We start from the raw sequence: 12,402 nt of genomic DNA on the forward strand, positions 1-12,402 counted from the left end.
AGGCTGAGAAACAAAGGAGAGTACTCGGATACCTATAACACTACTGGTATTTATGAAAATCCGGATGCTCAAACACAGAACCTAAAAAGCGAAGAGGAAAATATCTACGAAAATTATAATTCAAGTGAAGCTCAAACACAGAATTCTAAGCGTTTTCTTATTCTGGTAAAAGCATTAGCTCCTTTAACCCAGAATGAAGTTATTAATAAAATTAAAATTGATTCTGCTGTTCAAGAGTATGCGGAAAAAGTGCAAAATCTTTCAGAACTCGTATTTGGAAACCGAGAATTATTGAACAACTATCTAACACAAATCATTAAGAATCCACAATTAGGAGAAACATATAGCCAAAAACTCAAAAACTCTCCTAAATCCTTCTCCAAACTTGCAGGTTTTAAAATATTTGGTTTTAAAAGTTTGCGGCGTATAAGGGCTGAAAATAATGTCCCAGAGCTCTGTAAAGCAACTAAAAAATATGCAAAAATTGTAGAAATACATCAGAAACAAATTCTTAAAAACTATGAAAAAAAGCAAGAACAGATCCACAAATCTGTAGTAATGCTTAGTAATGAAATACAGCATCTTTTAAATCTACCAAGTGATATGCGAAAAAATATTTTAAGAGAAAAAAATACTTCTCAAATTAACAAGAAACTTTCTGTTTTTTTAAATCAAGTTAATTCTCGTCTTTCAACATACGAACGTACGGCAATTAAAGAAAATGATTATCAGACACTTGCTAACAGTATTAAGGTGTCAGAAGTTCAAGCACAGAAAATTATAAATCTTGTTAAAGAAGCAAAAACATGTCAACAAGAAATTAAAGATATAATATCTTCGCAGAAGAAAAAATCGTTAGCTGTAGCTATTTAAAAGTAGTCCCTTCTTTTGATCTTTATAGAAAGAGAGCATTATAAAAAATATAATCTTACTTTAGACTTAGTGGAAAGTTTTTTATAATTCAAAAAGCTCTTGGATATGAATAATATGTAAAGATATTATAAACATGATAAAGGGATTTCATTTGTACTTCAATGATCTTTTTTGATACGTAAATAGATAGTTTCTCTTGATATAAAATAAAAAAATTTAAAATAAGAGAATATGATCCTATTTAAAGTGCTGATGGATGATAAAGATGATGAATTATTAGTTAAATTAGGTATTATTTATAAATAGCAAATGTGTACCTTATTTCTTTTTGTAAAATTAAACTGTAATATAATTCATATCTCGCATATAAGGTCGTAAAACATCCGGAATAATAATTGAACCATCGGCTTGTTGGTAATTTTCAAGAATAGCTATAAGACAACGACCAATAGCTGTCCCAGAGCCGTTTAAACTATGTACAAAGCGCAATGTTTTTTCACCTTCTAAACGATATCTAGCATTCATACGCCGTCCTTGAAAATCACCGCAAATCGAACAACTTGAAATTTCACGATAACATTCTTGCCCTGGAAGCCATACTTCAATATCATAGGTCTTACGTGCTGCAAAACCCATATCACCAGTAGAAAGAACTACAGTACGAAAAGGCAAACCAAGACGCTTCAAAACATTTTCTGCACATTCCGTCATACGTTCTAATTCCTCTAAGGATTGTTCCTCTGTGGTAATCGATACCAATTCTACTTTTCTAAACTGATGTTGACGTAACATACCACGTGTATCACGCCCTGCAGCTCCTGCCTCTGAACGAAAACAAGGAGTAAGAGATGTAAATCGCAAAGGTAACTCTGTAATATCAAGAATTTCACTGTTAACTAAATTGACTAAGGGTACTTCTGCTGTAGAAATAAGCCATCGGCCATCTATTGTTCGAAAAAGATCTTCAGAAAATTTAGGCAATTGGGCTGCTCCGTAAACAATCTCATCACGAACAAGAAGAGGAACTGAAATCTCTTGATAACCGTGTTCGTCCACATGCATGTCCAGCATAAATTGGCCTAAAGCACGTTCTAAACGTGCTAATGAACCTGAAAGAACTGTAAAACGTGAACCTGATAATCGACTAGCTCGTTCAAAATCCATTTGTTTAAGATTTTGACCAAGATCAAAATGCTCCTTTGGTAGAAAATCAAACGTTTGTGGTATACCAAAATAGCGCATTACAACGTTATCGTTTTCGTCTTTTCCTTCTGGAACATCATCTAATGGAATATTAGGTATTGCTGAAAGAGCTTCTTCTAATCTATCTGTTAACCGCTTTTCTTCTAAAACCGCAGAAGAAAGAAAAACTTTTATTTCTTCAACCTCAGCCTTAACACGATTAGCAGTTTCTTTATCACCAACAGCTAAAGCTTGCCTTATCTTTTCTGAAGCTGAATTGCGCAACTCTTGGGCCTGTTGTACTTTAGAAACATGCAAGCGACGCTCACGATCAAATTTCTGCAAATTTTCAGCTTGAGGTTCAAGACCTCTCTTTGCAAGCGCTCTATCCAATTCTTCAGGATGATCACGAATCCATTTAATATCAAGCATTTAAATCCCTTTTTTGCATCATTTTTATTCATTTCTTACTGTACAAAATAACTTCACTACGAAGATTTCTTGTTTTTTTCTATCCAGCGTGCAATAAAAATTGAGATCTCATAAAGAAGTACAGTCGGTAAAGCTACTGCAAACATAGTAAAAAAATCTGATGGTGTCACCATAGCAGCAACTATAAAAGAAATTAAAATAGCCCACTTTCGTTTTGATGTTAACATGTGGCTTGTCAATAATCCGACTCTCGTTAAAAGAGTTATGATAAGAGGCAATTGAAAAATTAAACCAAAAATTAAAATAAAAGATATCATAAAATTTAAATAATCTGAGATACGAGCTATAAACTCTATCCTTAAACGCAAATCCGGTAAAGCCTGCTGAGAAAGACTAAACCACAGCATTAACGGAGCTAAGAGACCATAAACAAATGTTCCTCCTACAATAAATAAAATTGGTGCGCTAATAAGAAATGGTAAAAAAGCTCGACGCTCATTTTTATAAAGTCCTGGAGCTATAAAACTATAAAGCTGAAAAGCCATATAAGGAAATGATAAAATAACTGCACCAAACGCAGCAAGTTTCATCTTCGTTAAAAAAGTCTCCCACACTTGTGTTGATTGAAGACGAATATTTCCAGGATAACTACCTGATATCTTCATCGCCCACTGATAGGGCCATATCAAAAAATTCAAAATATAATCTTTGATAAGAAAACACAAAGTAAAAGCTATAAAAAATACAATCAGAGCTGCAATAATTCTCTGACGAAGCTCAATCAAATGCTCTAAAAGAGTGACTTTGACATCAACTTCATCTTTTTTAGAAGTCACGATATATTTTCCTTATCTTTATCTTTAAAATCTGCATAGATAATTTTATGGCTATGAGAAGTAGACACAGTTAAATCTTCATTGACTTCATTTGTACCAAATTCAAAGATTTCTATATCTTTTTCTGATTTATGGAGTGCAGTATCAACATTAAAATTACCTGAAATATCTCCTTTTTTATTATATCTTGAGTCACAAGATTTTTTAAATTCTTTTTTAGAATTAAGATCACTAGTATTCGGCAATATCTTTTTCAAATCATCTAACTCAGCTTGTTTTATCGCATCATCAAAATGATGACGAAATTCATTAGCTGTTGAACGCATATATGCAATCGCTCTTGCTATAACTCTCAGCATTTTAGGCAAGTCCTTTGGTCCAACCAAGATGATGAAAATAAGCAAGATAACAAGAAACTCTGATCCATCAATCCCAAACATCGCTTATACTCAACTTCCCCATTTAAAAGACTATTGCTAAATTATGATTTCGTCTTTAATCACCCTGCACATTACTCTTTCTTAGCAGAATCTTTTCTCGCCTTATTTGAAGAGGTACTGTTTTTTAAACCTACCACATGCTCTTCTGATAACGGCTGAGAATACTGAGCAGCATCTATTGTTTTAGAGTAATCAGCTACTTCAAACTCGCTTTCAGGACTTCCCTCCTCTTCCTTCATATTACTTTTAAAAGCTTTTATACCCTTAGCAACGTCACCCATTAATTCAGAAACCTTACCACGGCCAAAAAGTATAAGGATAATCAACAAAATTACAATTAAATGTGTTGGCGAAAAAATATTACCCATAGCTTCATCTATACCCCTAAATTGGTTCATACTCATTTTTTTGAAGAAAGACGTACATCAATAAATATTATTATAGCCTTATGTTCTAATTAATATTATATTCTCTGCATAAATTAAAGGCAATAAAACGACCACTTTAAAAGAACATTTTCAATTCTGCACATCATATTATCATAGATAAAAATATTAAAATTACCTTTTTCATTTAAACAAGGGCTAAAAGACTTGAAAATTCCTCTCTTAAAGCACTTTCATTCGAATGATCTGGTGTTGTAACCTTAGAGCGAATACTACATACACGCTCCAATGCTTTTCCTTCCAAAAATGGAGCAGCATCAGCAACAGTATGCATCTCCTGTAGTTGACCATGACAATGAAGAACGATATCACACCCTGCTGCAAAAATTTTACTTGTTAGATCTGAAAGATTTTCTGATAATGAACTATCTGAAAGAGCTTTCATTGACAAATCATCCGACATTAAAAGTCCATCAAAACCTATTTTTTGACGGATAACATTTTCAATAACTTTTTTAGATAACGTCGCTGGTAACTTATCATCAATCGCTTTATAAACAATATGAGCAGTCATTGCAGCTGGTAAATCAGCTAAATTTTTAAATGGAATAAAATCACTCTGCTCCAAAATATCAAGTGGCATATCTACGTATGCTAATTCCAAATGCGTATCAGAAAATGCTCGCCCATGCCCAGGTATATGTTTTATCACTGGTAAAACGCCACCATCCAAAAGCCCTTGAGCAGCAGCACCCCCTAACGCAGCAACAACTTGTGGATCTTGAGAATAAGCGCGCGTTCCAATTACATCATGAGCTCCTACCACCGGCACATCTAAAACAGGGAGGCAATTCGCGTTAATACCATATTTCATCAAATCAAAAGCATGAAGCCGTGACATAATCCACGCAGCACGAAGTCCTTTATCTTGATCTTTTCTATAAATTTCTCCTAAAGTTTTAGCTACTGGATAATCCGGTGCCAAAGGCGGACGTAAACGCTGTACTCTTCCACCTTCTTGATCAATAAAAATAAAAACATCATCGCGTTTACTTATCTCTCGTAAAGAAGTAGTAAGTCCTTTCAACTCATCTGCTGTTCCTATATTTCGCGCAAATAAAATAAAAGCCCAAGGCTTATGTTCAATAATAAATTCTTTTTCATAATCTTCTAAAAAAATACCAGAAATACCAGAAATTATAGCTTTTATTCCTGACATCATAATAGTACCTCCCCAATATTAACTTCTCTGAGATTTTTATAAAAATTCTATTTTAGCTAAAATAATTTCATATCCCACACCAATTTTTAAAAGCTATATCTTAGATATCATATATTATGCACAAAAAGCTGTTGCTTAATATAAAAATTATCCCTTAAATAATAAGTCATTTCCTATAAACTTATCATCTGGCAAATTGTAAGTGAGAAAAATATAAATAAAGATAATGGATAACTGTTCACTAAATTTGCACAAAATAATTACTAACGAATTATTATAATGGTAAATACAATACTTTATCTTAAACTCACAAAAACTGCTTCAGATAAACCGATTAAAATTGATAACATACTCCATTTTAAAATTTGTTCAACAAAACCAAACTTTTTCAATTTATGTTGATACTAAACTACTCTGAAGCAATATATTAGAAAATAACTGGACATAACCACTTAAATTACTTTTATCATTTGAACCAAATCCCATAAATAAAAATTCTCCAATGTATATATTGCAGCAATATACTCGCAATCTTCTAACATCATATACTCGAAATAATCTTCCTTAGTTTTAGCAAAGCTTATAATGTCAGATATCAACACATCATGCAGAACAGATTTATAAGATACAATATAAATTGATTAGCTTTATCATAATTTCAGCTAATAACAAACTATATGATATGATAACGTGATTAATGATTTTGGATACATCCAAATACTTGCATTTAAACCATAGTAAGTAGGTACTATTTTAAACTACACTTACAAAAGTGATGATCTTACATTTAATCGTATTAAGATAAGTGAAAGAAATAAAACTATTTCACATAATGAGACATAAGTGTAACGCTATCAGAAATTATGATCATTTCACTAAAGAGTTTTTTCCTTTATTGATAGTTCTATTTCGTTATCATTTTTCTTTTCTAATATTTCACTACTTAAATAATAAGCCACTATCTTTGTTAGACTTAAAAAAACTCCTGCCATAAATTAAATCTATCAAACTAAAGTCCATAAGCATCTAGCTCAATGAGCACTCAGCTAAAAATATTCCTTTATATACCCAATACAAAAGACCAAAATTCTTTTTCTGATTACTGTTATCGCGTACCTAGAGTTATGATAGGTTTCACAAACCAATCGGGATACATCGATTTAATAAGAAAAGCTGCTTTTTGCGCTGCCTGCTGATTTTTAAAAATCCCAAAACATGTCGCACCTGAACCAGACATACGAGAAAAAAGAGAACCACTTTTATCCAACGCATATAAGACTTCAGCCAACTGAGGAGCTATTTTTAATGCAGGAATAAAAAGATCATTACGCGTTTTTTTCAAAGAATCAACCAACGAAAAAACCGTCTTAAAAGCAGATGAATGAATTTTTAAACGGGAATGATTACACTTTTCTAAAGCTTTAAAAATAGTCTCTGTAGCAATGTGTTGACCATGATTAACCAATACCATTGCAAGAGAACAAGCTCCTTTTATTGGCACTATATCCTCGCCAATTCCTTTAACAAAAAGTGGCTGTTGATACTCCAATGCAAATAAACACATCGGCACATCAGCTCCAAGAACTAAACTCATTTCTGCTAACTTTTCACAAGAACAATCAAGCTTCCATTGCCGACGTAACATATGTAATACACTTGCAGCATCACCTGATCCACCTCCAATACCTGATGCAACGGGCAATGTCTTAACAAGCCTAAAAAAACTAGGTTTAGCACTTTTAGGAAATTTCTCACGCATAAAATCACGAGCGCGGATAACCAAATTTTCTGTGCCTGCAATAATTCTATTTGCAAAAGGTCCTGTTACAACAAAGCGATCACTTTCAAAAGGCGCGTAACCTAAACAATCACCGCTAAGACTAAAATAAACCAAGCTTTCTAATAAATGATAGCCATCAGCACGCTGACCCACAACATGCAAAGCTAAGTTCAACTTAATAGGTGTAAATACATAAGAACACTTTTTAAGCGAAATATGTATATTTGATGTCATTGAACGTAATATTCACCTATACAAGAATCTTTCACGTGCACTCCTTTTTTACATTTGCGCATAGTGTAACTCTCGAATGAAAATATACTGAGATACCCATTTTAATGATATTTCAATACATAAAGCTATAAAAAGCTATGGTATATGGCAAACTAAATAAAATAAAACTCACCACTATTCATTTCTGCTCCTGTGAGCACTTTCTAAAGTCACTATCAACTTTTTAAGCATTTAATGAAACGCTATTGGCATTACAAGCCATAACGTTGCCAAAGTGCCCGCTCTTCTGCTGCCATCATAACACCATCCACTGCCGTATAAGCGGTATCAGCAGAAATACCTAAAGGTACTTTAGAAGACAAAAGACTTTTTGGAGGAGAAATTAAGCGTAACTTTGCATTATCACCAAACCGTTTTTTAATAACAGAACGAATATCACCTAATTCATCAATTAAGCCAAGTTCAACGCCTTTTTTTCCGCTCCAAAACATTCCTGTAAAAATATTTGAATCATCTGATAATTTTGACATACGTCTTTCCTTGACCAAATCAATAAAAGTTTGATGAACTTCAAGTTGCAAAGATTTCAAATGATCAACATCTGTTTTCTTTTCTGGTTGAAATGGATCTAATGTAACCTTGTTTTTTCCTGCTGTATAAACACGACGCTCCACACCAATTTTCTTCAAAAGTTCAGGAAAACCAAAAGAAGCTGAGACAACACCAATAGAACCAACAATAGAGGAAGGATCAGAAAAAATTTCATCTCCAGCACAAGCAATCATATAACCACCTGATGCAGCTACGTCTTCAACAAATGTAAGAACCTGTTTGTTTTTTTCATTTGCTAAATCGCGAATACGCTGAAAAATAAGACGTGATTGCACGGGAGAACCACCAGGAGAATTGATAACTAAAGCAACTGCTGGTGCTTTTTTATAAGAAAAAGCTTTATCCAAAAGGCTTGCACACCTCGCCAATGACAATGTACGTGATATCGACGAATTTGATGATATAATCGCCCCCTGAAGCCTTACTACAGGGATTTGAACCGTATTAGAACGAAAACAACGTGATATTAAATTCTTTATACAACCCATAAAAATAAAAGCTCCCTATAAAAATCGAAAAAGCAAAATAATTCTTATCTAAATTTAAGAAATAAATTTAAAAACGCAAGTATTAAAAACTTTCCCACAAGCTGATATATCCATTATTAATCGCATTAACCCGCGGTAAAAAAACATGGCTACCACTCTCATGCATAACCAATGGTGGCAATATAGACAAGCCAGCTCTGCTCCCACGTTTTGCATAAAATAAAATGCGAATCGCTGCTGTCTCAGCGTGAGAATGAACAGGAACTATACATACATTACCAAAACGCCCTTTTAAAGCATATAATATATCATTCAGAGATTGCGGACGTGCAATTAATCCTAAATATCCACCTGGTCTAACAATTGCTGACGCACACCGAAACCAATTCTCAAACATTGCTTCAGACATAACATGTGCTTCTAATTTTTCCTCATCAGGTGTTTTACGATCTTCTGAACTATTAAAAGGAGGATTCATAATTGCAAAATCAAATGCATTATCCATCAGTCCTGCCTTCAAGCGTTCTTTACCTCTTAAGGTAATATCTACTTTTAATAAACAAACTCTGCTCGCTAACTTCTCATTCTGTTGTAGCATAAGTGTTTTCTGAGCATAAGATATCATAAAAGAAGACCGTTCAACCAATGTAATATGAGCTTCATCACAACGTGAAGCAACCGCTAATCCTGCTGCACCAGCGCCTGCACCTAAATCAACAACTTTTCCTTTAAAACCACTAGGAACCAAACCAGCAAGCAACATAGCATCCATACCAGACCGATGCCCTCGTAAACGTGGTTGTACTAAATAAAACTTACCACGATGAAAACCATCTATTGTTTCATCATTATAATTGTTTACTCTACTCATCTAAAAGCTTAACATTATCCTGATTATTTCATTCATATTTTTGAAATTGCTATTTAAACTATCTTATTTAAACTGATATGATTAGTATAAAAAAAAATATTTTTTCAATATTATCAAAATTTTTATTTCCAACTAGCACCAAAGCTTGAGTCAAAACTCATCCCTCTTTATGCTATAAGGATATCTATCTGAAATATTTTAGGAGTGAACAAATTGGGAGCCACCACACAACTGCAGCATAAAAAAAAACAAGACTCCCTCCATCCTCTTTTCAGTCTTACCAAAGAAGATATGGAGTGTGTAAATCAATTGACTATTTCTATGGCTAAATCGAATGTTGCGATGATTCCTGAAATTTCTAATTATCTTATTTCATCGGGCGGTAAACGAATACGTCCAATGATTACCTTAGCAACCGCCCATATGTTTGGTTATCAAGGCGATAAACATATAAAACTCGCAACAGCAGTTGAGTTTATGCATACAGCAACCCTATTACACGACGATGTTGTTGATGAAAGCGCGTTACGACGGGGAAAGTCTACAGCACGAATAATTTGGGGCAATCAAGCAAGTATTCTTGTCGGTGATTTTTTATTAGGACAAGCTTTTAAAATGATGGTAGACGTTGGTTCTTTGGACGCACTCTCTGTCTTATCAAATGCTGCTGCGATCATCGCTGAAGGGGAAGTTATGCAACTTTCTGCTGCAAAAAATATAGAAACTAATGTTTCCGATTATCTCAAAATTATAAATGCAAAAACAGCTGCTCTTTTCTCAGCAGCAGCTGAAGTCGGACCCATTATTGCTGGTTATGGGCCTGAAGAACGCTCTGCATTACATCAATATGGTCTATCATTAGGGTTAGCTTTCCAATTGATTGACGATGTTCTTGATTACAGTAGCAGTGCTCAATATCTAGGAAAAAATATTGGGGATGACTTTCGTGAAGGTAAAATTACAATGCCTGTTATTTTATCATACACACGCGGAAATGACATAGAAAAAATATTTTGGAAACAAGCTCTTGAAAATAACCATAACGATGATGAAGCCTTAAAGCATGCGCAACAATTAATAGAAAAATACGATGGTCTAACCGATACAATAGAGCAAGCTCGAATTTACGGAAAACGTGCCATTGATGCTCTTTCCTCAATAAAGGACAATCCTGCTAAAAATGCATTAATTGATATTATCGATTTTTGTATTGAACGCGTAAACTAATTCTTTGTAAGAATCACAATATAATATTTTTAGTAAAACACTCAGAAATACTTTAGAAACTATAGAAATAATTGATTATCTTTAAGAAGGATTAACTTTATGCGCAGGGCAATAGCATCGCGTTTTTTTACTCTCATAGGAATCATACTGATACCACTGCCCACTTACAGTGCAGTTGAAAAAACTCTTAATCCAAGTTCATTTACAGGTTCCTATCTAGCAGGACGAATTGCGAATTATGAAAACAAGATGAATCTTGCTATCCACTATTTTAAACAAGCGCTCACTTATGAACCTAATAATCTTGAGACACAAAAAGAAATTTTTCAGGCAATGCTAAATGTAGGAGCATTCACAGAAGCTGTTCAACAAGCAAAAAAATTGAAAGAAAAAGGTATTATTACGCCACTCATTTCCTTAACATTATCAATAGAAAATCTTATCAAAAAAAATTATAAAGAAGCTCAACTGCTTCTACAAACTCAAAAATCTCCTCCTGATAATAATCCAATATTTGAGCTGACCAATGCTTGGGCTGAATTCGGATCAGGTAATCATATTAAAGCAATCGCTAAACTTGAAAAACACTCAAAGCCCTCTTGGTATACTCTTTATCATCTTGCTCTTATGAATGATTTAGCAAAAAATCCAAAAGACGCAAAAAAATACTTTATTCAAGCATTCAACAATCAACAAGGAGCTATTACAGCTCCTTATACCTATGAACGTATTATTATAGCCTATGCCTCATTCCAATTACGTCAGAATATGCGCAGCGATGCTATAAAAACTCTCCTACATGGAGAAAAGATATTATCAGGGCACAAAACACTCGAAAATATCCGTAAAAAAGTTGAAAAAGGAGCTAATATAGAAAATCCTATTATAACACCTCAACAAGGAATTGGTGAAGTATTATATAATTTTGGAACAACTCTTAACAAAAAAGGCTCAGAAAGAATCGCACGTATTTTTCAGCAATTCTCGTTAGCTCTGTATCCTAAAAATGAAGCAGCCCTGTTTCAATTAGCAAAAATTTCTACAAAATTAGATGATTTTAATCAAGCCATTAAAATTTATCGTTCTTTACCACTTAGCTCCCCTTATTATAGAGATGGACAATTCCAACTTGCGTTGACTCTTGCTGAAAATGGTGCTTACGATGAAGCTATTAAATTATTAACGTTATTAGAGAAAAAATTTCCTAATGACCATCATATTTTTATCGCTCTAGCTGCTATTTATATGCAGATAAATAATTTTCCTAAAGCGATCAAAATCATAGATCACGCTATCGCGCAAATAACAGACCTTCAACAAGATAATTGGAGACTTTTTTATCAACGTGGTATTGCATTTAATTATTTAAACCAATGGTCAAAAGCTGAAACTGATTTTCGCAAAGCACTTACACTTGTTCCTGATCAACCGCAAGTACTCAATTATTTAGCTTACTCCCTTATCAATCGTGATCAAAAACTTGAAGAATCATTAAATATGCTTAAAAAAGCTGTTATGTTACAATCTCAAAATAGTTATATCCTCGATTCTTTAGGATGGGCCTATTACAAACTGAAACAATATCCCCAAGCTGTTACAACATTAGAAACCGCCGTTAAATTGCAACCTAGTGATCCAATACTTAATGACCATTTGGGTGATGCTTATTGGCAAGTTGGACGTAAACGTGAGGCAATATTTCAATGGAACCATGCAATTGATGGAGAAACAAACAATCCGGAAAAAATTAAAGAAAAAATAAAGTTTGGTCTATAAAAGATCTTGAATTATCGGTTAAACATTAAAATGGTATTCAAAG

The 12,402-nt window shown here is 33.5% G+C and carries 11 protein-coding genes; 3 read left to right on the forward strand and 8 right to left on the reverse strand.

The features are described from left to right. Window positions 1-873, forward strand: an 873-nt coding sequence (locus tag O99_RS02750) for a BID domain-containing T4SS effector (RefSeq protein ID WP_035006232.1), incomplete at its 5' end; no start/stop codon positions are given. Window positions 874-1,209: 336 nt separating this feature from the next. Here the strand turns inward: O99_RS02750 and serS are convergent. The 8 genes from serS to O99_RS02790 all read right to left on the reverse strand — a co-directional run bounded on the left by serS (window position 1,210) and on the right by O99_RS02790 (window position 9,356). Beyond that, the gene (gene serS / locus O99_RS02755) at window positions 1,210-2,487 is read right to left on the reverse strand and encodes a serine--tRNA ligase (protein WP_035006234.1); all 1,278 of its coding nucleotides are present in this window, start codon (window positions 2,485-2,487) and stop codon (window positions 1,210-1,212) included. A gap of 56 nt (window positions 2,488-2,543) precedes the next feature. After that, on the reverse strand, window positions 2,544-3,323 hold the full coding sequence (tatC, locus tag O99_RS02760) for a twin-arginine translocase subunit TatC (RefSeq protein ID WP_035006235.1): 780 nt from the start codon (window positions 3,321-3,323) through the stop codon (window positions 2,544-2,546). Beyond that, a complete protein-coding gene (tatB, locus tag O99_RS02765; protein WP_035006236.1) occupies window positions 3,320-3,763 on the reverse strand; it encodes a Sec-independent protein translocase protein TatB in 444 nt (147 codons plus the stop codon). Before tatB ends, tatC begins: the two co-directional genes overlap by 4 nt. A 71-nt stretch (window positions 3,764-3,834) precedes the next feature. Beyond that, a complete protein-coding gene (gene tatA, locus O99_RS02770) occupies window positions 3,835-4,131 on the reverse strand; it encodes a twin-arginine translocase TatA/TatE family subunit (protein ID WP_035006701.1) in 297 nt (98 codons plus the stop codon). A 205-nt stretch (window positions 4,132-4,336) separates the two neighbouring features. Then, window positions 4,337-5,368 (reverse strand): beta-N-acetylhexosaminidase, encoded by a 1,032-nt coding sequence (gene nagZ / locus O99_RS02775; protein ID WP_035006704.1) that lies wholly within the window; start codon window positions 5,366-5,368, stop codon window positions 4,337-4,339. Between the two features lie 1,108 nt (window positions 5,369-6,476). Next, window positions 6,477-7,385 (reverse strand): 4-(cytidine 5'-diphospho)-2-C-methyl-D-erythritol kinase, encoded by a 909-nt coding sequence (locus tag O99_RS02780; RefSeq protein ID WP_035006237.1) that lies wholly within the window; start codon window positions 7,383-7,385, stop codon window positions 6,477-6,479. 251 nt (window positions 7,386-7,636) lie between these two features. Continuing rightward, window positions 7,637-8,485, reverse strand: coding sequence for a S49 family peptidase (locus O99_RS02785; protein WP_035006238.1), 849 nt, complete (start codon window positions 8,483-8,485; stop codon window positions 7,637-7,639). An 82-nt stretch (window positions 8,486-8,567) separates the two neighbouring features. Next, window positions 8,568-9,356 (reverse strand): tRNA1(Val) (adenine(37)-N6)-methyltransferase, encoded by a 789-nt coding sequence (locus O99_RS02790; protein ID WP_035006239.1) that lies wholly within the window; start codon window positions 9,354-9,356, stop codon window positions 8,568-8,570. A gap of 213 nt (window positions 9,357-9,569) precedes the next feature. Here O99_RS02790 and O99_RS02795 point away from each other — a divergent pair, with 213 nt between their 5' ends. Next, window positions 9,570-10,583 carry a polyprenyl synthetase family protein gene (locus O99_RS02795; RefSeq protein WP_035006240.1) on the forward strand — a complete coding sequence of 338 codons (1,014 nt, stop codon included), beginning with the start codon at window positions 9,570-9,572 and terminating at the stop codon, window positions 10,581-10,583. A gap of 99 nt (window positions 10,584-10,682) precedes the next feature. Continuing rightward, complete coding sequence (locus tag O99_RS02800) at window positions 10,683-12,359, forward strand: tetratricopeptide repeat protein (protein WP_035006241.1); 1,677 nt, start codon at window positions 10,683-10,685, stop codon at window positions 12,357-12,359. Window positions 12,360-12,402: the final 43 nt, after the last annotated feature.

Source organism: Bartonella rochalimae ATCC BAA-1498 (assembly GCF_000706645.1).
Taxonomy (GTDB): domain Bacteria; phylum Pseudomonadota; class Alphaproteobacteria; order Rhizobiales; family Rhizobiaceae; genus Bartonella; species Bartonella rochalimae.

What these genes read in the sequence shown, in the direction of transcription:
- serS (WP_035006234.1), bottom strand. Translation starts at nt 2,487, where the DNA reads ATGCTTGATATTAAATGGATTCGTGATCATCCTGAAGAATTGGATAGA.
- tatB (WP_035006236.1), bottom strand. Translation starts at nt 3,763, where the DNA reads ATGTTTGGGATTGATGGATCAGAGTTTCTTGTTATCTTGCTTATTTTC.
- tatA (WP_035006701.1), bottom strand. Translation starts at nt 4,131, where the DNA reads ATGGGTAATATTTTTTCGCCAACACATTTAATTGTAATTTTGTTGATT.
- nagZ (WP_035006704.1), bottom strand. Translation starts at nt 5,368, where the DNA reads ATGTCAGGAATAAAAGCTATAATTTCTGGTATTTCTGGTATTTTTTTA.
- O99_RS02780 (WP_035006237.1), bottom strand. Translation starts at nt 7,385, where the DNA reads ATGACATCAAATATACATATTTCGCTTAAAAAGTGTTCTTATGTATTT.
- O99_RS02785 (WP_035006238.1), bottom strand. Translation starts at nt 8,485, where the DNA reads ATGGGTTGTATAAAGAATTTAATATCACGTTGTTTTCGTTCTAATACG.
- O99_RS02790 (WP_035006239.1), bottom strand. Translation starts at nt 9,356, where the DNA reads ATGAGTAGAGTAAACAATTATAATGATGAAACAATAGATGGTTTTCAT.
- O99_RS02800 (WP_035006241.1), top strand. Translation starts at nt 10,683, where the DNA reads ATGCGCAGGGCAATAGCATCGCGTTTTTTTACTCTCATAGGAATCATA.